Source organism: Priestia sp. GS2 (genome assembly GCF_036409025.1).
Classification (GTDB): domain Bacteria; phylum Bacillota; class Bacilli; order Bacillales; family Bacillaceae_H; genus Priestia; species Priestia aryabhattai_A.
Genome location: NZ_JAZGJX010000001.1, coordinates 2,259,273 through 2,280,602 on the forward strand (window position 1 = coordinate 2,259,273; position 21,330 = coordinate 2,280,602).

The window sequence follows — 21,330 nt, forward strand, 5'->3', positions numbered from 1 at the left end:
GAGTTGAAAGAAATGGCACATTCAAATCGAGAAAACCATGAAGGAGAAAAAAGCTGTTGCCAAGAACAACATGAAACACAAGCAGCATCCTGCTGCGGTTCAAGCAGTGCCAGTTTACAAAAGCATCATACACATTCGTCTTGTTGTACTAGTGAACTCTCTAAATCTATTAATCTAGCAAGCTCTGGACAAATTGAAACATATCGCATCTATGGAATGGACTGTCCATCGTGTGCTGCTACCATCGAAAAGAGCTTACGAAATTTACAGGACATTCAAGATGTAAACCTAAATTACAGCACGGGAAAATTACAGGTTTCCGCTGCTCATTCATCTGCATTCTCTCCAATTATACGTCAGGTAGAAAAGCTTGGTTTTGACATTGAGCCTCTTCATCACCAAAACTCAAAGACATACCTAATTGAAGGAATAGACTGTGCAGCTTGCGCAAATACCATTGTGAATCACTTAAAAAATGTATCTGGTGTTCAAGATGTTCGCGTCAACTTTTCAACTGGAAAAGCGCAGGTTGACCACGACAACCCTACAGAAGAGATTATTCGTGAAATATCAAAAGCCGGCTATACAGCTACCTTGATTACGAGTAGCAGAACAGTTTCTTCTTCTCAAAAAACAAATACGCTTCCGGTAATTACTTCTGGTGTACTTATTGCATTGGGATTCACCGGCTCTTTCTTTGGAATTCCATTATTAATAAGTAACGTTTTATATGCCATCGCGATGATTATTAGCGGCTACAAGCCCGCAAAAAGTGCGTACTACGGGATAAAAAGCCGTTCACTCGATATGAATGTTTTAATGACCGTTGCTGCACTCGGAGCAGCTATTATTGGTGAATGGTTAGAAGGTGCTACTGTTGTTTGGCTCTTTGCTTTAGGTGTCATGCTTCAAACAAGATCCATTGAACAAACAAGAAACTCTATTCGTAACTTGATGAATTTAGCCCCTCCTGATGCTTGGATAAAAAATGAACATACTTTAATCAAGAAAGCGGTTGAAGCCGTCGCGATTGGTGATGTTCTAGTCGTAAAGCCAGGAGACCGTATTCCTTTAGATGGAGAAATTATCCAAGGTAATTCGAGCATTAATCAAGCCCCTATTACAGGAGAATCCATTCCCGTTGATAAAACGGTTGGTGATACTGTATATGCTGGCACAATTAATGAAAACGGCTCTCTTGAAATTAAAGTAACAAAGCTTGTGAAAGATACAACGATTTCAAAAATTATTCATCTAGTTGAAGAAGCCCAGGAAAAGAAGGCACCTACTCAGGCGTTTATTGATAAGTTCGCTGCTATTTATACACCTATTGTCTTTATTTTAGCTTTATTTGTTATGGTACTCCCACCTTTAGTTGATGGGCTTTGGGGAGAATGGTTTTATAAAGGACTTGAACTTTTAGTCGTAGCGTGTCCTTGTGCTTTAGTTATTTCCACACCGGTCGCGATTGTATCAGCCATTGGCAATGCCGCAAAAAATGGTGTGTTAATTAAAGGCGGAACCTTTTTAGAAAAAGCCGGCTCTATAAGCGCCATTGCGTTTGATAAAACCGGAACACTAACAGAAGGAAAACCAGCTGTTTCAGATGTAATTGCATTGAAATCTGAACAAGATTTACTTGCCGTTATAAAAACCCTCGAAGCTTATTCTAATCATCCAATTGCAAAAGCCATTGTGGCATACGCGGATGAAAGAAACGTTGATACGTTAGACGGAGCTAACTTTAGAAGCATTACCGGAAAAGGTGTTCAGGCAACCATCAACGGAACTAATTATTACGCTGGAAATAAAAAGCTGTTCATTGAACTAGGAACTACTTTTGAAGATTTGCAGACTCACGTTGAGCGTTTTGAAGAAAGCGGGAAAACGATTATTATTGTAGGAACAGAAAAAGAGCTTTTAGGTGTGATTAGCGTAGCAGATACCATTCGTAGCACAACTGTATCTGCTTTACGAAACTTAAAAGATACAAGTATTAAACAAACTGTCATGCTAACGGGTGATCACGAAGGAACTGCCAAAACTATTGCTAAAGAAGCTGGCGTAGAGCGATATTTTGCTAACCTCTTGCCAGAAGACAAAGTAAAAGCCATTCAAAAACTACAGACTGAAGGTTATAAAACCGCAATGGTGGGTGATGGAATTAATGATGCTCCTGCTCTTGCTACCGCTGACCTTGGCATTGCAATGGGCGGAGCTGGGACAGATACAGCAATGGAAACAGCGGATATCGTTCTCATGGCTGATAATCTAGAGAAGCTTCCGCACACCATAAAGCTTAGTCGCAAAACTTTACAGGTTATCAAGCAAAATATTTGGTTTTCTATTATCATTAAAGCTATTGCGTTAATCTTTATCTTTCCCGGTTGGTTGACGCTTTGGATTGCAGTATTAAGTGATACAGGCGCAGCTTTACTCGTTATCTTAAATAGTTTACGGTTATTAAAAATGAAAGAATAACCTTATTACGTAGGAACTTAACACGCGTTATGTTCCTACTTTTTTTATGAATACTCCCCTTCAAAAGAAATATTCTCTTCATTTGTTTATCACAGTGAACATAGAGATGCTATAGAAGTAAATTTGTTCTATAGGAGGTTCATATGAACGAGAGAGATCAAGAACAGTTGCGCCAAATTAAAGAATTACAAGAAAAATTCAAGAGCGAAATGCAAAAGAATCCTTATCCCCTTTATCCAAACTATGGGAATATTACTCAGTTTAAAGAAATTCCCATCAATGTTCCCGAACAGCGTCAGCTTAGTCAACCAGGGGTAGAAAAATTAATGGTTCCGCTTCCAATCATTGAAAATCCAAACTATCAAGGAAGCGGAAAGCTTAAAGGAAAAGTCGCGCTAATTACGGGAGGCGATAGCGGAATTGGTGCAGCCGCTGCCATTGCATTTGCAAAGGAAGGCGCTGATGTCGCCATTGCCTATCTAAACGAACACGAAGATGCAAATCGAACAAAATCTCGGGTTGAAGAACTCGGTCAGCGCTGTTTGCTGTTGCCTGGTGATTTGAGAGAAAAAAAGCAGTGCGTTGCCATTGTTGACCAAACAATTGAAACGTTTGGTAAGCTTGATATCCTTTGCAATCATGTGGGCATTCAATTTCAGCAGCTAGACCTTGTAGATATTACGGATGAACAGTTTGATGAAACGTTTAAAGTCAACATCTATTCTCATTTCTATACGACGCGAGCAGCTCTTCCACATCTAAAAGAAGGAAGCTCAATTATTAATACAGCTTCGGTTGTTGCTTATGTGGGTGAAAAACAGCTTATTGACTACACTGCAACGAAAGCTGCAAACGTTGGATTTACGCGTGCTTTAGCTAAAAGCGTAGCAAAAAAAGGAATTCGTGTGAACGCCGTAGCTCCTGGTAGAACGTGGACACCTCTTATTCCAGCTAGCTTTTCTTCAGATCAAGTGGCCGTATTTGGCTCCTTTAATCCACTCGAGCGTGCAGCCCAACCGTTTGAACTTGCCCCAACATATGTATATTTAGCATCTGATGATTCTAGGTTCGTTACTGGGCAAGTTTTACACGTAGACGGCGGAGAGTCAACAAATTCTTAGTATGAGGAGCTGAACGGAATGAAATATGAATTTAATAAAGAGGTACAGCTGCTGTTAGTAACTCAATCAGATGATAAAGTAAAAATGGTGTACATTCATAATTCGTGGTCCATGCCAAAAATTGGTCCTAGACCGCCTTATTACTGCTATCCAAATTATAAAATGAATAAACCAGTTATTTAAACAAGCCCCCTGATACGTAACGTATCAGGGGGCTTATTGTTTGTTAATCATCTTCATCAATAATGGCTTTTGGCAAGCCAGAATGTTTTGCCCAGTAGTAAATCATTAAGGAAATAACAGCAATTAAAAATAGATCTAAAGGGTTCCCTAACACTCCAAGCCCTCCGCCAAATGAACCTAAATAAGAAATAATAATCATAACTACATAGTAAGCGACTAGCCACCACGTTGACTTTAGCTGCTGAGCTAGAGACACTTGTTCTGTCGGAACATATTTGTTAAAAACAAGATAGAGAATAAACATAACAAGCTGTGAACTTAATAGCCACGAAATGGTTGTCCATCCTGACCAATAAACAATGTATGAGGCAAAAATGAATGAAATTGGTGCAATAATGCCCATACCTTTTAGTTTAAATGGTTTTTGTAAATCTTTTGCATTACGTTCAAACGCAGCGATAGAAACTGGTGCAATGGCGTATGAAAGAATGAGCGCTACCGAACACACGTTAACCAAAGCGTTCCACGATGGAAATGGCAGTGTCCAAAAAATAGATAGCAAATACGATAACCACAGTGATGGCCTTGGAATCCCCGTACCTTTATCTACTTTTTTGAATACTTTAAATAACGTACCTGTTCTCGACCATGCATATACTAATCGAGCTGTTGTGTTCATAAAAATATTTCCATTCCCTCCTGGTGAAACGATGGCATCTAATACAACAAGAGTAGCCAGCCAGCCCAAGCCTAGAATGACAGCAATATCTTTAAACGGTAGTGAAAACTCACTTTGAATTTTCTCCCACCCATTTGAAAGCATATCGGTTGGAATACTTCCTAGAAACAGAACTTGCAGCGTCGTATAGATAATAGCTGATAGCAAAATACAAACAATTAAAGCAATCGGAATATTTCGCTGAGGATTTTTAACCTCTCCCGCTACCGACACAATGGGATGAAGGCCTAGATATGCAAACATAACTCCACCTGTTGAAATGGCTGTTTGAATTCCCTGCACCCCGAAAGGTGCAAATCCTTGTACCGTAAAGTTCGCTGGCGTAAAATAAAATGCCAGCACAACAATAACCGTCAGCGGTACAAAGTATTTAAAAATTGAGATAATGATATTCGACTTAGCAAATGTTTTTACACTCCAGTAGTTTAGTAAGAAAAACAACGTTAACAAGGCGAATTGTAAAAGCCAACCAGATACCGTTGCGGATTCAGATCCTGCTTTGGTTAAGCCTGGAAACCAAAACGATACGTATTGTCTCACAGCCGTTACTTCAATCGAAATTAAACTTGTATAAGCAACAATTGTAATGAAAGAAATTAAATACCCAACGAGTGGTCCATGTGAATACACGGGGTATCGCAAAATTCCCCCTGTTCTTGGGAGAGCTGCCCCTAGTTCAGCATATACAAGACCAATCAATAAAATAATAACCCCACCAATTAGCCATGAAAAGCTTCCAATTGGACCTGCCATTGAAGCGACATTACTGACTCCAAATAGCCACGCAGAACCGAAAATAGCCCCAAGACCAATAAGGATTAAGTCTAATAACGAAATGGTTTTTTTAAACGATGAATTGCTCATAGATGTTCTCCTTAGACGTTGTTTTTAACGCAACCGCGCTAACTATTAACATTAGGTTTTGTTTTTATAACTTTTTCATACATAAAAAAGCTAACGAGCAAAGTAGCTCGTTAGCTTTTTAGATTATGCGTTAGGCATAATGGGATTGTTTTTTTTCACTTTAAATTTAGAAAGATAATGATAAACGCCGTTTTCATCACAGCTATACTCTGTTACGTCATCTACAATATCTTTAATATGGTCACCGGCATTTTTCATGGCTACTGCATATCCAACGTACTTAAACATTGGCAGGTCGTTATTACTGTCACCGATACCTAAGATATCTTCATGAGGTAAGTTATAGTGCTTTAGCATCTGTTGAATTCCAGTTGCCTTATTCACATTCGCAACCATCACTTCTACGTTATGAGGAGATGAAATGGACATTGTAAAATCCATTTCTTGCTTTAACTTTTCAAGCTCCGCTTTCCATTTATTAATATGTTCATAGGTTCTAGCAAAGAAATAAAACTTGGAGAATTCACTGCCTTCTATTTTCTCTTGCCACTGAATTTCTTCTCCGATAGCTTTTTTTCTTGAAAGCCATTCATTAATTTCAACGCTTTCTGGTTTTGGCTCACGAACTTCATGTTCAACATATTCTCTGTCTTGTTGAAGCGTCATTCGCGGTGCTCCATATGGGAATAATTCGTAATAAACTTGGTTTTCCCTTGCTTTTCCAATGACTTTTTCAACCAATTCGCGTGACAGTGAATGCTTAAAGACCATTTCGCCTCCCACATGTCCTGCCATACCATTGGATGTAATGAATCCATCTACTTCAAAGCCTTCAGGCACTAGCTCTGCTATTTCATCAAAAGCTCTTCCTGTTGCAATAAAGACGAAGATTCCTTGTGCACGTAGGTCATCAATAATTTCTTTTGTCTCAATTGTTACTCGATTTGAGCGGTTTAAAATCGTACCGTCCATATCTAAGAAAATAGCTTTAGGCATAAAACTCATAACAATGATTCCCCCTGACTTAAAAATCTTCACTTCGTCAAGTATATCGTTTTTCCCTCTTAAACTCAAAGGATGTAGCTTTACACAAGAGCTACGAAACGAAAAAGACTGCACTAATCTGCAGTCTTTTTGTTCCGCTTAACTTAAGAACAGCTATTGTTGACTCCTACTAACACAAAACCTTTCCCTTGCGGATTTTCTTGTACATCAAGTGTTAAATCTTGTGTTGCAAATAACACTTCTTGTTCTATTGCAACGGAGATTCCATTGATTTCTTGAACTTGATCATTTGTGCCAGGAGCCTCTAATGAAAGTCCTATTTGCGGCCCGCAGCAACCCTGTCCTTCAGAATAAAAACGAATGCCACTTCCTCCTTGACTTGCAAAGACCTCTAGTAACATTTTTTTCGCTTCGTTTGAGATATTCATGTAGCTCTCCCCCTTCTTTTCATTTAAGCCTCAGGAAACAATCGTTGAAGAGACTCTTTCATTTCAGACTTTACATTAATTTTTGTTCTAACTGCTTTTGCCTTCTCTTCTGCTTCTTCCAGGCTTTTAGCTTCACCTAGTGCAAGCAATGTTCCAATCGCAACAGTACCCGTACGATTACTTCCTCCAGCACAATGAAAATATACTTTCTTGCCTTCTTTGTACGCTTTGACAACTTCGTTAATTGCTCTTTGAACGTACTCGTCTTGTTGTTTAGCGTCATCTACAATAGGTACATGTACACGAATCTCTGGTACATCATGCTCCAAGGCTTCAGCTCGCAAATCAAAAATAACATCTGCTTTCTCATCTTCCATCATTTCTTTTGCATCTGCTGCTCCACCAATAAAAATACGATTTTCAATTAATTCCTGATACTTTTTAGCACTCATTACTTTCACCTCTAACTGATTAGTAGTATTGAAAAACATTCTATTTATTTAGCGTATTCTTTCACTTTTTCATACCCAATTTTTTCTTCCTCTTGCCATGGTATAACTGAAACATGTGAAGTTAGTTCTTCACTGATTTTTTTTAGCCAGAGCTTCTCAGTAGAAGCTCGTCCTTTTAATAGACTATCAGCTGTGTTTGTTGCATATAAGCTTTGATTTACAACCCACCATTTCGGCATAATTCCCGCTCGCTTTAAATCTTCTTGAAGACGACTCGATTCAAGAACGGGCGTCGCTTCTGCTAGCGATACAATAACAACGCTCGTTTCTTGCTGATTTCGCAACCGTGGAAGTAAATCTAAGGCGTTTTGTGATAATTCTCCAGTCGAGCGTTCAAGCTCTTTATGATAGGATTGTGTAGCATCCAGTAGCAATAATGTATGACCAGTTGGCGCTGTGTCAATTACTACAATTTCATCTTTTGCTTTTGCTACTACATCTGCAAAGGCTTGAAAAATCGCAATTTCTTCTGTACATGGAGAATTTAAATCTTCTTTTAAGTATTGAATTCCATCTTCATCAAGCTCTTGACAGGCTTTTTTAATTACCTGATTCTTATATTCTTCAACTACTATTTCAGGATTAATACTACTAATTGTTAACCTATCGTTGTTTTCAGTCGAACTTAATAGAGAATCAATATGATTTGCTGGATCTGTTGTTGTCAAATGAACTCTATGACCTTTTTCTACTAAACCAACAGCGATAGCTGATGCTACAGTAGTCTTACCAACTCCGCCTTTTCCCATTGTAAAAATAACTTTAATACCGGTGGTTGAGAAATCATCCACCACATCTTTAAATGATGAAAGGTGCTCATTCACTAGGTTAACACCTTTGACTTCAACCGCTGGCATTACATATGATTTGAATAAATAGCGTAGGCTTTTGACACCCGTTAAAGAATAGGATACATAAGGAAGTGAATACGTTGGCAGCTGTTTTAATTCAACAGGTAGATTCTTTAATGCATTTCGCTGCTTTTTATAAAAAGCTGTAGATACTGAATCTCCACTCATGTAACTTTTCATTAAACCATTAATAATTAAGAGTTGGTTTTTTATACCGATTTCCTTTAACTCTTGTGAAGCTCGATTTGCTTCTTTTAACGAAGCGGCATCTGGTCTTGCTACCAACAGTAGCGTTGTTTGCTCTGGATTTGAAAGTACTTCTACAGCTTTCGCATACTGTTCCTTCTTTTTACCTAAACCAGCTAACGGGCCAAGACAAGAAGCTCCATGTGTGCTTTCTTCAAGAAATCCCGTCCATGCCGTTGGTAATTGTAATAAGCGTAACGTATGGCCTGTTGGCGCCGTATCGAACAAGATAAAATCAAACTGCTGCGTTAGCTCTTTATCTCCCAGTACGTTTGTAAATTCATCAAATGCCGCAATCTCAACTGTACAAGCTCCAGATAATTGCTCTTCCATAGTCGCGATTACTGAATCAGGAAGCTTTCCACGATAGGGATCAATAACTTTTTCTCTATAGCTTCGCGCTGCCTCTTCAGGATCTAAATTGCAAGCGTATAAATTAGATATGGCTGGAATTTTCGCAGGCTTGTTGTTCAGCTCCACTTCAAACACATCTTGTAAGTTAGAAGCAGGATCTGTACTGATTAACAGGACTTGGTTCCCTTCATCCGCTAATGCTACAGCCATTGCGCATGCGGTGGAAGTCTTCCCCACACCACCTTTTCCTGTAAAAAATAAAAACGGTGTTTTATTAACTTTACTAGGCTGTAAAGGTTGAAACATAAACTTTACCTCCTACTTGTTATTTGTGATGTTTAAAGTAATCGGCATGCTTGCGGTTTTACTTTTCACTTTTAAATCTTCTAGATTTACTTCCAGCCATTTTGATATTTCTTCATTTGTAGGATAGTTACTGATCTTTTTGACTTCTCCATCTATAAGAGTAATCGGTAAGCAGTCTGTTCCCTTACTCATAAGCAGAGCGTTAATTTGTTGATTTTCTACAAAATGTCCTGGATCGCTTGTTAGATTGTAGCGTTCAACCTCTACTACGCCTTTTTTAAGATGAGATATAACAGTAGCAATTCGAGTTAATTCCGGATCCACACTGGGTCCACAAACTCCTGTTGAACAGCACATTGCAGGGTCAAAAATCTCTATTTTCTTCATGCTCAACCTCCCTCTCTAATAAAAGTGTATAATAATATACTTATATTAGATATATAGTAAAAGTCGAGAGGCTAGCTCTCGACTTATCTATTTTTCACTCACCAGTTTCAGCAAAACGTTGAATGCGAGCTCCAATTTCATCACGTACTCGTTGGAAAAACGCCCATTTTTCGTCTTCTGTTCCTTCTGCTTTTGCTGGATCATCAAAGCCCCAGTGCACGCGCTTTACGTGTGGTGGCGTCACTGGACAGTGATCAGCTGCGTGACCACATAACGTCACTACTAAATCTGCAGAATTTAAAATCTCAGGGTCAATTACATCAGATGTTTGATTTGTAATATCAATACCTGCTTCTTTCATTGCTTTTACAGCATTTGGATTTAACCCATGTGCTTCAAGACCTGCACTGTATACATTCCATTCATCACTTAAATACTTTTTTGCCCAACCTTCTGCCATTTGGCTACGGCAAGAGTTACCTGTGCATAGGAAGTAAATTGTTTTTTTTGTCATGTGTAGCATCTCCTTTTTTGTCTGTTATGAAAGTATGAGTAACCAAATATATAAACCAACAAGCGTAATGAACAATGTTGGGATGGTTAAGATAATACCTGTTTTAAAATACGTGCCCCAAGAAATTTTCACACCTTTTGTTGAAAGAACGTGAAGCCATAATAAAGTAGCTAAAGAACCAATTGGGGTAATCTTTGGACCTAAATCAGATCCAATAACATTAGCATAAATAAGTGCTTCTCGAATGGTTCCAGATGTCGCAGTGGCATCAATAGCTAATGCGTCAATCATGACAGTCGGCATATTATTCATAATGGATGATAGAATCGCTGCAATAAAGCCCATACCGATTGTTGCCGCGAACAACCCTTGGTCGGCAACTGCTTGAATGACGTTTGCTAACACTTCAGTAAGCCCCGCATTACGAAGACCGTACACAACTACGTACATACCAATTGAAAAGAAGACAATTGCCCAAGGTGCACCTTTTAATACAGTTTTTGTTTGAACTGCAGGACTTGTTCTTGCCATAAGCAAGAAGAATACGGCAATGATACCTGCAATAATAGAAACAGGCACGCCTATAAACTCTCCTACAAAGTAACCGACTAGAAGTAGCCCTAAGACAAACCAAGATAAACGGAACATTTTTTGGTCTTTAATCGCTGCTACTGGCTCCTGCAAATGCGTTACATCATAGCGTTTTGGAATGCTTTTTCGGAAATATAAATACAGTACTAAAATACTCGCAAACAGTGCAAAGAAATTTGGAATAATCATGCGAGACGCATATTCCGAGAACGTAATACCGAAAAAGTCAGCAGACACGATGTTTACTAAGTTACTTACCACAAGCGGTAACGATGTTGTATCAGCTATAAATCCACTTGCAATAATAAACGGAAATACCATCTTTTCATCGAGTTTTAATGCTCGAACCATTGCAAGTACAATCGGCGTTAAAATAAGCGCCGCACCGTCATTTGCAAAAAATGCAGCAACTAACGCGCCAAGTAAGGAAACGTACACAAACATACGAATACCATTTCCACCAGCAGCACGCGCCATGTGAAGGGCTGCCCATTCAAAAAAGCCAATTTCATCTAAAATTAATGAGATAATAATAATAGCAATAAACGTTAACGTAGCGTTCCAAACAATTTGCGTTACGTCCCAAACGTCACCAAAGTTAACAACGCCAACTAGAAGGGCAATAACTGCTCCCCCCATCGCCGACCAGCCAATCGATAAATTCTTTGGCTGCCAGATAACAAACACTAAAGTCACCAAAAAGATCAGTGATGCTAAAACAACTGATGTCAAATTTTAACCCTCCAATTACTCACAACAATTAATACGAAGCCCTTTTTCTTCTAACTCTTTTAAGCGTTGATCTTGGCTTGGTATCGACGCAAGTATACTAATTATAAAATGATAATTCTCGCTTTCTTTATTAAGCGAATAAAAGATCCATTGTCCTTTTCGTCTTTCTCTTACTAGCCCTACATCTCTTAGCTTGCGGAGATGCTGACTGATTGCAGGCTGACTTGCACCATAAATATCAACGAATTCACATACACAGCACTCACTATGTTCCATCAGCTTCATCATAGATAATCTCGTTTTATCACCGAGCAGCTTTAGAATTTGAGCCGCTTTTTCCATTTCAACGACCGTTTTAGTTTCCATCGTGACACCTCCCATACAAAAATGAATTAATATATAATAATTTGCTTATATGTTTATATAAACTATAATATTGTTTGAAATAATTTTCAAGACTTTTTTAGTATAAGCGGTAAAGAAAAAAGTATGAACGTCTTGAGGCATAAGCTAATCTTAATAAATCAAAAAAATTTGATTAAACAACTTGATTTATCTGAAATTTCCATTTATGCTTAATTCATCAAGAAAATTTGATGAAGAAAGTGAAGGTGATGAACAAGTGAGAGTAAACAATTCTGGAAACCTTTCAGTAGAGTACTTTATTTCTTATTTTCAACTAGTTATGAACACTCAAACGATGAAAGCACATGAAGCTAAAGAGCTTATATTTAAACGATTCTTCAACTATGATCCACTTCTTAGAGGCAAAACAACTTATTCTAACTTTGAAAAAGCCTACCTTGCATTTACACAATAAATCAAAAAAAATTGATTAAGGAGCATTACTATGACACATTCATTCAAACAATATGAACAAAAATTTAAGGCACTTGCTGATGAACGACGATTAGAAATTATGCATGAGCTGTGTCAGCGCGGTCAAACCTGCGTATGTGATTTAACGGATTTTTTTGGTATACCTCAGTCTAAGCTGTCTTATCATTTAAAGATTCTTCTAGACGCTAATCTAATTACGAAAGAAACAAAAGGCACATGGAGCTATTACGCATTAAACGATGAAGAAGTAAATCACCTTTTATCGGATGAGCTCTGCTGTTTACTCCGTAAAGAAAGCTCTTGCTCATCTTAACCTATTAGTTCTGCTAAAAACTCAAAAAAATTCTTAGGGGGAATATTTTATGAAATATGTTCACGTAGGGGTAAACGTCACAAATCTAGACAAATCAGTCGTTTTTTATGAAAAGCTTTTTGGAGTTAAGCCTGTGAAAGTAAAAGTAGATTATGCGAAGTTTTTATTAAATCAACCTGGGCTAAATTTCACGCTAAACGTACGGGATGAAGTAAATGGAAACCAAATAAATCACTTTGGATTTCAAGTAGAAGCTGCTAGCGAAATCCATGAACATAAAGTCCGCTTAGAAAAAGAAGGTTTTTTTGCTCGTGAGGAAATGGATACAAACTGCTGCTATGCCCTACAGGATAAGTTTTGGGTAACAGACCCTGATGGCAACGAATGGGAGTTTTTCTATACAAAAGATAATCAAGCCACTTTGCCTGCTGCAGATACTACGGAATGTGAATGCTGTTCTTAAACAACGAAACAGTAAGGAGCTTGTAGCTCCTTACTGTTTATTGTAAGCTACGTTCTATTTTCCCACGATCGAGTTCATCAACCCATTTCCTATATTTTTTATAGATATTGTTCATCTGTTGTTTATCAAGACCAAGCACTTCACAGCCTCGGTCATCGTAAATAAATAACATTACGTTTTTCGTCACATTAACGAAGAATACATCTGGATAACCTGGTGGATAGCCACCAAGCTTTGGCTTTAGGGGAAAGTCCTCATGAATAGCAGCTTTTATAAGCGAATTAACTTTAATGTCTCTCACCTTACAACGTAAAGAAAACTGCTGCATTTCATACTTACCTTCTTCAATTTCAAACGGATACGGGTATGTCTCAACTTGAAGATGCGTTAACAACCTTTTATTTTTAACATAGCGGTTGTAGACGTTTAGCTTCCGTGTAGGTTGTTTCTCTCCTATATATTTATATAAATTTGTCACAAGAAATAGCTCATCATCCCCTTCGAAAACCTCATTAAATATTGTGTGTACTTGATTGTAAACCTTCGCAAAGTAACCTATGTTTGTTTCACCCTTATCCGTCAATTGATAACTATTTTGCCCCAGCGTAAAATGGATACTCAGATCCCATTGATAATAAAGGCTTGGGATTAGCTCAACTTCAGGAAACGCTTTATTAAGATATTCCTTCATTTTCATGCAAAAACAACTCCATTTCACTACCTTTAAACTGAAATCCTATGCTTTTATACAGCGCCTCTCCCGCTTGTGAAGCATGTAGCCACACTCTTTTCACTTCGCGTTTTTGACACTCTTTCATGCATTCTTGAAGGATTCTTCGCGCCAATCCTTGCTTCCGATGAGAAGGGAGCGTATACATGTTTAAGAGATAAGCTTCCTTGCCTTTTAAGTTTTCTAAATAAGGTGGTCTCGTAAAAAAAGATAAGCCACTTACGCTAACAATCTCTTCTCCATCTTTGGCAACAAACGAGACAAACTCCCCTTTTTCCATCGCTTCTTTTAGGTATCTTTCCGTTGCTTCCATCACTGTCTTTTCTTCTTCCTGTGTTTTAATCTCGTTCACTTCTTTTAACAGTTCAACTCTCAGTGAAATGATCCCCTTTACATCACTTAGCACTGCTTTTTCAATTTTATATGTATGTGCCATATCTATTCCCCTTGTAACTAGATTTGCTGGTGTTAATTTTAATTTAGAGCTCTCACTATGTCCATATATTGGATAACCGTTATAGTTGCGTATAGTCTTATTATGTAAAGTAGAAAAACGAAAAGAGAAGCTCTTTGTCTTTAGTTCATTGCTATATCTTTTCGTCTATATACGCTCAACACCATTCCAATAAAAAAGGAATTAAGAGCAATGGGCATCAAACCATAGCTAATAAAAGGCATTGGCATGCTTGTTAATGGGAAAAAGCCAACCAGCATTCCAACGTTTGCAATCAGTTGCGTTGCATATACACTTACAGCTCCAACTAATAGCAGTTTACTATACGAATTGTTTATTTTACCCGTTACTTGTACAATCCGAATCACCAAGAGACTAAGAATTCCTAACAGAATAAGAGCTAATAGCCAGCCGTAATGATAAATAAAACTAAGAAAAACAAAATTCGTGTGAGCTTCTGGAATAAACGCAGTTGTTTCTTTTGTTCCAAACCAACCAGAGCTTTTTATCATTTCATGAACCTGTGGGATTTGAAACCTTAGAGAATTTCCGGTAACGAATTCATAAGGATTAAGAAATGCTAATAGGCTTTCGATTTGATAAGCCTTCATTTGCTGTAGAGAAACTCCTATATAAATAAAAATCATCATAAAAAAGCTACCTAATACTAACATGATTTTTATTTTATTAAACTTGCTCCACCAAATCATAGAAAAGGTCATCACACCATAAATAAAGAATGCGGTTGCGCTCGCCGTCATGCTAAACAAAATAGCGCTTATAGTGAATAAAATCATAAATTGCCAAATTTTAAATTGCCGACTTTGAAAAAAAGACGCCCAAGTTAAATAGAAAAACGGCAGAGCCATTAGGCTTTCAATTGTGAGCGGTCCTACTTTTACAGTAAGAGAAAATACCCCTGAGTCAGATCTATAAATAATATATAAAAGTAAAAAACAGCCCACTAAATAAAATCCCAGCCCCTTATTCATCAACTTTCTATAATCAATAAGCATCAAAAGTATGGCAAGCGCTATGCCAAAGACCATAAACAATAACTTATGCACTAAAAAGTAATTGACTTGAGCGTAGCCTATCGCAACTAGTGGTAGAAAACCTAATAGAAGGCTCGTAATTAATAAACTAATTGTAATCCAGTCAATTTTAGGTCGATGAATCTGATTTAGCTTTTGACCTAATACAATAGGGTTGCCCATATGTAAGATGGCCTTTTGCTCTGCCTCATCTGAATCTACGCCTTTTTGTTTCCAATAATCTTTTGCCTCGTTTAAATGATGTTGAAGTTCTTTTGTTACGTATTCTTGAGCCTCTTTTGATTTAATTTGTTCTTTTATCGTTTGTAAAAATGTATTTCTCTGATTAATCATAGCGTTACCCCTCTAAAATTTCATGAAAGCTCAACTTTTTGGATTGCATTCGCTTCTCTGCTTTTTTCAACGCTTTCTTCCCTTGTTGATTTAAGTAATAATACTTAATTTCTTCTGTAGACCATCTTGTATCAATTAATCGTCGACTTTCTAATTCGTGTAATAAGACGTATAGAGCCCCTTCATTATTTTCAAAGTGAAAAATTCCTCTGCTGCGTATTAAACTGCAAAGCTCATACCCATTTTGTTCACTTACTAGCAATTGCATAATTGCTACGAGAATTTCACCTTCACTATGCTGATGGCGTAAGATGGCTTCTTTCACTTTCCTCTTATGAAAAGAGGTAAACTTTAAGCTATTAAACGCTTGTTTATTTACTTTTTGTTTTAATTGTTTTAAACGCTTATCCATTTTTTCTCCTCCAGTGCATTTTTTAAAAGTGCTTTCGCACGTCTAAGCCTTGTTTTAACGGTATTAGTACCGGTTTCAGTCACCAGTGCAATTTCTTTAATTGAGTTCTCTTCAAAATAATATAGGTAAATAACCTCTCGGTACTTAACCGGAAGCAGCATGATTGCTGAAATTAATTGTTGGTCTTCCTGCTTCTGAATAACCTTTTCTTCTATCCCTGATCTATTTATGTAAGAAGTGGGATATTGATTTTCAGTCATAATGACTTTGTTGTTATACCAACTTTTCAAAAAATCTTTACAATGATTGATAGCAATGCGCCAAAGCCATGTTTTAAACTTTGATTTACCATTGTATGTGTGAAGATTTTTATAACACTTAATAAAAATATCTTGAGCTAAATCCTCCGCAATCTCTTTACTATGTACATAAGAATACGCCAGCTTTAATATATCATCTCCATAACAATCCATAATTTCATCTATGACAAAGTCATAATCATTTACTTTAATCCATTCTGCAGTCCATTCTTTCACTTCTTTCTCTCCTTTCACATTATTAGACGACGCTACAAAAAAAAGGTTTTAAATTTCTATTATTTTATTAAACTGGCATCTGCAGAAAAACAGTCTACATTAATAAAAAACCTCACTTGGAAGTGAGGTTTTTGCATTCAACATATTATTTAACAAGTATACTTCCTACGTATTGAGCAGTACCACTTGAGGTTGTAAAGGTAACTTCCAACACATATCTACCTGTACTTTTAGGCATTTCAAATTCTCGATTTTCATTCATTTTAAGTTCAACCTTTTGCTCTTCCTTCCAAAGATTAGCTGCTATAGTTGGGTTCGTCCAAATATCTCCACCGTTTTCTTTGTTTTCTTCAAAATCTAGAAATACTTTTTCATTTCTAGAAGCGTTAATGTCCTTTTGTGATAAGGCGAACTCCCAAATATCATCTACCGTTTTACTTACATCTCCGCTTGATGAAGCCCAGCTAATATTCGCTTCTGTTAACCTTACAGACGAAGCATTTTCTGCGTAGAGATGCGCCGTAGGTGGACCCACATCATAATCTTCAGCTATACACGCAGTGACGATAAAGATTAAAAACACTCCTATGCTTAACCAAGAAACTTTTCTCATCGTATCCCCCTGCTGCATTATTTGAGTTTTACATTCTGTATTAAACTATTCAGCGCAATTTTTTTTAGTCAGCTTTTGTTAATAATTATAGACAGCTTATAGTTAGCATGACCGTTTAAAGATTCTAAAAATTGGTCCAGCTCTTGATTGGAAGGAAAATTACATTCTAATAGATAACAGCCGTCTCCGCTAATTTTATAGTTGTGAACGACGTAGTCACGCTGCGTGTTAATAAACGATAAATAAGCCTCATGATAAGGACTCGTTGTATAAATAGTGATCATTGCATGAACATGATAGCCAAGCTTTTGCTGATTTACTTTAATCGTATACTGCTCAATAATACCAGCGTCCTCTAACTTTAAGACTCTCGATGCAGCTGCTTGTCCAGTTAAATGTACCTTTTCACCCAGCTCTTTCATCGTAATCCGACTGTTTTTGGATAGCTCTTTCAGTATGGACAAGTCGGTTTGGTCTAACATAATTTCAAATCCTTTCATTAATCAAGTAAAACGGTGAAAACACTTGATTTTCACTATGTAATATTGGGTTACTTTTACTATAAACTATACGTAAATTAAAGAAAAGGAGCTAAAAACATGAAGATCCAACAAATTCGAAATGCAACTCTTGTTCTTACCTATGCGAATAAAACCTTTTTAATTGATCCTATGTTAGCGGATCAAGGTACGTACCCTCCATTTCCAAACTCTGTACGACAAGATCAACGTAATCCACTTGTGCCGCTACCAGTACCTGTAACACAATTATTAAATGTAGATGCAGTGATTCTCACTCACCTGCACTTAGATCATTTTGATGAGACTGCTAAAGAACTATTAGACAACGATATAAAGTTATTCGTACAAAATGAAGCGGATAAAGCTGAAGTAAAAAAAGCTGGTTTTACAAACATTGAAGTGTTAACTGAACAGACAAAATTTGCAGGCATACAGCTAATTAAAACAAACGGTGAACATGGCCGCGGTGAGATTCTTAAGCTAACTGGGGAAGTGTGTGGAATTGTCTTTAAGCATGAAGATGAAAAAACGCTGTACGTTGCAGGTGATACAGTTTGGTATGAAGGAGTAAAAGAGAATCTCTCAGCCCACCAGCCAGACGTTATTGTTGTAAATGGTGGAGATAATCAATTCCTTGAAGGCGGTTCACTTTTGATGGGGAAAGAAGACATCCTGCATGTTCATCAGTTTGCTCCTGAAGCAACTATTATTTCCGTTCATATGGAAGCCGTAAATCATTGGACGCTATCAAGAGCTGAATTAAAGCTTTTTGCTACTGAAAAACAACTCAGTAGTCATCTTCTCGTTCCAGAAGACGGTGAAGCTTACTCCTTTTAATAGATTAATGAGCCAGGTTCTTCAGAAGAACCTGGCTCATTTATACTTTTATCTAATGTCCTTCTCACATCATTTAGAAGGAAATCTCAATTGCAATATGTAACTACATAGAGAAAGGATTAGATAATTTCAAAAGATCTGAACGATGGCGGAGGGAACTACATTGAATACGAATATTTTAAGCGTTATTAGCGATATCCAAAAGAAAGTTAACTTTTCTGGAAGTATTCTTATTAAAGATGAACACCATATACTGGCTGAAAGTAGCTACGGCTACGCCAATCGAGCTGACCAAATAAAAAATAGCCTTGCTACGCGATATGGTATTGCATCTGGCTGTAAGCTCTTTACAGCTATTGCGATTTGTCAGCTTGTAGAAGCAGGCGTCCTTTCGTTTGAAACAAGATTAAAAGATTGCCTTGATATTGATTTTCCTCGTTTTGATGAAACCATTACTGTTCATCACCTTTTAACGCATACAGCTGGAATACCTGACTATTTTGATGAAGAAGTGATGGATGATTTTGAAGAGTTGTGGACAAAAACCCCAATGTACAAAATAAGAAACTTAGAAGAATTTCTTCCTTTTTTCCAATATGAACCGATGAAGTATAAAGTTGAAGAGCAGTTTCATTATAATAATGCCGGTTATATCCTACTCGGCTTAATTATAGAGCAAACAACTCAGCTTTCATTTCATACATACGTAGAAAAAGAGATCCTACATAAAGCACATATGACAAGCTCTGGCTATTTTGAACTCGATGCTTTGCCAAATCATACAGCACTTGGCTACATTGACTTTCCAGACAACAAGTGGAAAACAAATATTTACTCCCTTCCTGCTAAAGGAGGTGCAGATGGCGGAGCGTTTGTAACGGTTTATGACATGAACCGCTTGTGGAATTCTCTTTTAAATCATCAGCTACTCAGTAAGAAATATACTACGCGTTTGCTTACCCCTCATACTGAAACCAATAATGAAAATAGTTTTTATGGCTATGGGGTGTGGATAGAGAAAAGAGAAAGAGCTATTTTCAAATATCATATTATGGGTTATGACCCAGGGGTTAGCTTTCACTCTGCTTTTTATCCAAAGTGCTCTGTCACTGCAGTTATTTGCTCAAACAAATCACATGGGGCCTTTCCTATCATGAAAGCTGTTGAAGAAGAACTTTTTAACTCTTATTAAATGCTTATGTAAATAAAAAAGCTCAACGTCTAATTAACGTTGAGCTTTTACGCTATTATTGATTGCCTTGTTTTACCCATCCAGCTACTGTTACTGTACGCTTTGCTTGATGCTTCACTGTTGCTTCCACATCTTCAACCATTTTCCCATTTTGGTCAACCGTTACGCTTGTTCCGTAAGGGTTCCCACCTGAACTGAAAATGACTGGATCTGTGTATCCTGGTGACGCAACAAGCGCGCCCCAGTGATGCATTGTTGTGTATAGAGATAAAAGAGTTTGTTCTTGACCACCGTGTGCGTTTTGTGCAGATGTCATCGCACTAACAACTTTGTTTGCTAATTTACCGTTAAACCACAGTCCACCCGTTGTATCTAAGAACTGCTTAACTTGTCCTGGTACGTTTCCGAAACGAGTTGGAATGCTAAAGATAATTGCATCAGCCCACTCTAAATCAGCAAGCGTTACTTCTGGTACAGCAGCTGTTTCTTCTACGTGTGCTTTCCAAGCTGGATTTGAATCAATTGCTGCTTGTGGAGCTGTTTCAGGTACTTTTAATACTTTTACATCTGCACCTGCTTCTTTTGCACCGTCTGCTGCCCACTGCGCCATTTGGTAGTTTGTACCTGTTGAACTATAGTAGATAACCGCTAATTTTACATTTTCCATTTTTTCTTCCTCCTTAGTTGATGTTCCAAATAATTTATCTAAAAATCCCATTTCTCTTCACCTCTATATGCGTATTCATACCGCTGTTTCATCTGGATGAGTAAAATCACCCCCTTAAGTCGGTATTCTGTTTTATTTCTAAGATGTATTGTTACATGAAACTGCTATTATTCTGGTCTTGCAATTGTAAAAGTCTCACCAAGTTTAGCGTAGTCATTGCCGGCCAAGCGGCTAACAGCTTTAAGGCCGTGTGGATCAATTCGCCCTTTATCATATAGCTGATCTTCAATGTGATACTGAACAACTTTTCCAATAAGCAAGTCGGTACTTGTTTCTTCACCTTCTCCTAAGGGAATTGCCTGTTCAAGTACACATTCAAAGCGAACCTTTGCTTCTTTTACTCCCGGTACCGAAACCTTTTTACTTTCGGTCAAAATCAACTTAGCTACTTCGACTTCACTTTCTTCAGCTGGAAGATTAGCTGCCGTCATATTCACCTGCTCAACATTGTCTTCATCGACGATGTGAATCACAAACTCTTTTTTCTCCATAATGTTTCTTGCCGTATCTTTCATTTCGCCGCTTTTACGCTGGACTGAAATCGAAATCATCGGCGGGTTTGCAGAGACAATATTGAAATAGCTAAAAGGTGCTGCGTTAATTATTCCGTTTGTTGACTGCGTTGTCACAAAAGCAATCGGTCTTGGAATAATGCTTCCCGTTAGAAGCTTATAGTTTTCTCTTTCCGTTTGTGCAGATGGATCAATTGATAGCAATGAACTCACTCCTACTTCGTTTTACTATTTAATTCCACGGTCATAAAATGCATAAACTCTAATCTCTATATCATAATTCTCGAATTCGAGATATTTGTCGAAAAAAATATGCATTTTACTTTTGCAAGCCGTAAAAAGAAGTTATTTTTATCTTGAATTCGAGATAATTATAAAACGAATGCTTCTCTTCTGTCAACAGCTAATTAACAGAAACTTTCAAAAGAATACCGAACCTAGAGGTAGATTCGGCTAATAGCATTGCGATAGCGGTTAC

The 21,330-nt window shown here is 37.5% G+C and carries 26 protein-coding genes; 8 read left to right on the plus strand and 18 right to left on the minus strand.

The window, feature by feature from the left end:
- Window positions 1-12: 12 nt before the first annotated feature.
- From V2145_RS11675 to V2145_RS11685, 3 genes are all read left to right on the plus strand, one after another.
- Entirely contained in the window at window positions 13-2,481 is a 2,469-nt protein-coding gene (locus V2145_RS11675) for a heavy metal translocating P-type ATPase (RefSeq protein ID WP_311858490.1), read from the plus strand.
- A 143-nt stretch (window positions 2,482-2,624) separates the two neighbouring features.
- Window positions 2,625-3,602 carry an SDR family oxidoreductase gene (locus tag V2145_RS11680; protein WP_094909696.1) on the plus strand — a complete coding sequence of 326 codons (978 nt, stop codon included), beginning with the start codon at window positions 2,625-2,627 and terminating at the stop codon, window positions 3,600-3,602.
- Window positions 3,603-3,620: 18 nt separating this feature from the next.
- A complete protein-coding gene (locus V2145_RS11685; protein ID WP_165932499.1) occupies window positions 3,621-3,785 on the plus strand; it encodes a hypothetical protein in 165 nt (54 codons plus the stop codon).
- 43 nt (window positions 3,786-3,828) lie between these two features.
- Here V2145_RS11685 and V2145_RS11690 read toward each other — a convergent pair whose 3' ends face one another.
- The 9 genes from V2145_RS11690 to V2145_RS11730 form a co-directional block, all read right to left on the minus strand.
- Complete coding sequence (locus V2145_RS11690; protein WP_094909695.1) at window positions 3,829-5,388, minus strand: APC family permease; 1,560 nt, start codon at window positions 5,386-5,388, stop codon at window positions 3,829-3,831.
- Window positions 5,389-5,511: 123 nt separating this feature from the next.
- Entirely contained in the window at window positions 5,512-6,393 is an 882-nt protein-coding gene (locus V2145_RS11695) for an HAD family hydrolase (protein WP_131886918.1), read from the minus strand.
- Between the two features lie 143 nt (window positions 6,394-6,536).
- The gene (locus V2145_RS11700) at window positions 6,537-6,821 is read right to left on the minus strand and encodes an adhesin (protein ID WP_076513916.1); all 285 of its coding nucleotides are present in this window, start codon (window positions 6,819-6,821) and stop codon (window positions 6,537-6,539) included.
- A gap of 23 nt (window positions 6,822-6,844) precedes the next feature.
- Window positions 6,845-7,273: a protein-tyrosine phosphatase family protein gene (locus tag V2145_RS11705; protein WP_330987756.1), complete on the minus strand. Its 429-nt coding sequence runs from the start codon at window positions 7,271-7,273 to the stop codon at window positions 6,845-6,847.
- Window positions 7,274-7,317: 44 nt separating this feature from the next.
- Entirely contained in the window at window positions 7,318-9,090 is a 1,773-nt protein-coding gene (gene arsA / locus V2145_RS11710; protein ID WP_094909692.1) for an arsenical pump-driving ATPase, read from the minus strand.
- A gap of 12 nt (window positions 9,091-9,102) precedes the next feature.
- Window positions 9,103-9,477 (minus strand): arsenite efflux transporter metallochaperone ArsD, encoded by a 375-nt coding sequence (arsD, locus tag V2145_RS11715; protein WP_330987757.1) that lies wholly within the window; start codon window positions 9,475-9,477, stop codon window positions 9,103-9,105.
- Window positions 9,478-9,571: 94 nt separating this feature from the next.
- Window positions 9,572-9,991: an arsenate reductase (thioredoxin) gene (gene arsC / locus V2145_RS11720; protein WP_025907651.1), complete on the minus strand. Its 420-nt coding sequence runs from the start codon at window positions 9,989-9,991 to the stop codon at window positions 9,572-9,574.
- Between the two features lie 24 nt (window positions 9,992-10,015).
- Entirely contained in the window at window positions 10,016-11,314 is a 1,299-nt protein-coding gene (locus tag V2145_RS11725; RefSeq protein WP_094909689.1) for an arsenic transporter, read from the minus strand.
- A 15-nt stretch (window positions 11,315-11,329) separates the two neighbouring features.
- Window positions 11,330-11,680, minus strand: a complete 351-nt coding sequence (locus V2145_RS11730) for an ArsR/SmtB family transcription factor (protein ID WP_094909688.1) — start codon at window positions 11,678-11,680, stop codon at window positions 11,330-11,332.
- 256 nt (window positions 11,681-11,936) lie between these two features.
- On the opposite strand from V2145_RS11730, the gene V2145_RS11735 reads away from it, so the two are divergent.
- The 3 genes from V2145_RS11735 to V2145_RS11745 are packed head-to-tail and all read left to right on the plus strand — an operon-like array spanning window position 11,937 to window position 12,930.
- Window positions 11,937-12,134 carry a hypothetical protein gene (locus V2145_RS11735; protein WP_025907646.1) on the plus strand — a complete coding sequence of 66 codons (198 nt, stop codon included), beginning with the start codon at window positions 11,937-11,939 and terminating at the stop codon, window positions 12,132-12,134.
- A 30-nt stretch (window positions 12,135-12,164) separates the two neighbouring features.
- Window positions 12,165-12,467: an ArsR/SmtB family transcription factor gene (locus V2145_RS11740; protein WP_094909687.1), complete on the plus strand. Its 303-nt coding sequence runs from the start codon at window positions 12,165-12,167 to the stop codon at window positions 12,465-12,467.
- 49 nt (window positions 12,468-12,516) lie between these two features.
- Window positions 12,517-12,930, plus strand: a complete 414-nt coding sequence (locus V2145_RS11745) for an ArsI/CadI family heavy metal resistance metalloenzyme (protein ID WP_330987758.1) — start codon at window positions 12,517-12,519, stop codon at window positions 12,928-12,930.
- A 37-nt stretch (window positions 12,931-12,967) separates the two neighbouring features.
- Here V2145_RS11745 and V2145_RS11750 read toward each other — a convergent pair whose 3' ends face one another.
- The 7 genes from V2145_RS11750 to V2145_RS11780 all read right to left on the minus strand — a co-directional run bounded on the left by V2145_RS11750 (window position 12,968) and on the right by V2145_RS11780 (window position 17,545).
- The gene (locus V2145_RS11750) at window positions 12,968-13,627 is read right to left on the minus strand and encodes a DUF3885 domain-containing protein (protein WP_025911927.1); all 660 of its coding nucleotides are present in this window, start codon (window positions 13,625-13,627) and stop codon (window positions 12,968-12,970) included.
- Window positions 13,605-14,096, minus strand: coding sequence for a GNAT family N-acetyltransferase (locus tag V2145_RS11755; RefSeq protein ID WP_061786294.1), 492 nt, complete (start codon window positions 14,094-14,096; stop codon window positions 13,605-13,607). Before V2145_RS11755 ends, V2145_RS11750 begins: the two co-directional genes overlap by 23 nt.
- Window positions 14,097-14,236: 140 nt before the next feature.
- Window positions 14,237-15,502 carry an FtsW/RodA/SpoVE family cell cycle protein gene (locus tag V2145_RS11760; protein WP_061786295.1) on the minus strand — a complete coding sequence of 422 codons (1,266 nt, stop codon included), beginning with the start codon at window positions 15,500-15,502 and terminating at the stop codon, window positions 14,237-14,239.
- A 4-nt stretch (window positions 15,503-15,506) separates the two neighbouring features.
- Window positions 15,507-15,914 (minus strand): PadR family transcriptional regulator, encoded by a 408-nt coding sequence (locus tag V2145_RS11765; RefSeq protein WP_061786296.1) that lies wholly within the window; start codon window positions 15,912-15,914, stop codon window positions 15,507-15,509.
- Window positions 15,899-16,450 carry a sigma-70 family RNA polymerase sigma factor gene (locus V2145_RS11770; RefSeq protein ID WP_061786297.1) on the minus strand — a complete coding sequence of 184 codons (552 nt, stop codon included), beginning with the start codon at window positions 16,448-16,450 and terminating at the stop codon, window positions 15,899-15,901. The genes V2145_RS11765 and V2145_RS11770 overlap by 16 nt, the downstream gene beginning before the upstream one ends.
- A 145-nt stretch (window positions 16,451-16,595) precedes the next feature.
- Complete coding sequence (locus V2145_RS11775) at window positions 16,596-17,063, minus strand: hypothetical protein (RefSeq protein ID WP_025910331.1); 468 nt, start codon at window positions 17,061-17,063, stop codon at window positions 16,596-16,598.
- A gap of 68 nt (window positions 17,064-17,131) precedes the next feature.
- On the minus strand, window positions 17,132-17,545 hold the full coding sequence (locus tag V2145_RS11780) for an Lrp/AsnC family transcriptional regulator (RefSeq protein WP_330987759.1): 414 nt from the start codon (window positions 17,543-17,545) through the stop codon (window positions 17,132-17,134).
- Window positions 17,546-17,662: 117 nt separating this feature from the next.
- Between V2145_RS11780 and V2145_RS11785 the strand changes: the two genes are divergently transcribed.
- A complete protein-coding gene (locus V2145_RS11785; protein ID WP_330987760.1) occupies window positions 17,663-18,421 on the plus strand; it encodes an MBL fold metallo-hydrolase in 759 nt (252 codons plus the stop codon).
- A gap of 163 nt (window positions 18,422-18,584) precedes the next feature.
- A complete protein-coding gene (locus V2145_RS11790; protein WP_131886924.1) occupies window positions 18,585-19,613 on the plus strand; it encodes a serine hydrolase domain-containing protein in 1,029 nt (342 codons plus the stop codon).
- A gap of 55 nt (window positions 19,614-19,668) precedes the next feature.
- On the opposite strand, the gene wrbA is transcribed toward V2145_RS11790, so the two are convergent.
- Together wrbA and V2145_RS11800 are read right to left on the minus strand one after the other, a co-directional pair.
- Window positions 19,669-20,280: an NAD(P)H:quinone oxidoreductase gene (gene wrbA, locus V2145_RS11795; RefSeq protein ID WP_025910328.1), complete on the minus strand. Its 612-nt coding sequence runs from the start codon at window positions 20,278-20,280 to the stop codon at window positions 19,669-19,671.
- A 167-nt stretch (window positions 20,281-20,447) separates the two neighbouring features.
- A complete protein-coding gene (locus V2145_RS11800; RefSeq protein ID WP_094909682.1) occupies window positions 20,448-21,056 on the minus strand; it encodes a flavin reductase family protein in 609 nt (202 codons plus the stop codon).
- Between the last annotated feature and the right edge of the window lie 274 nt (window positions 21,057-21,330).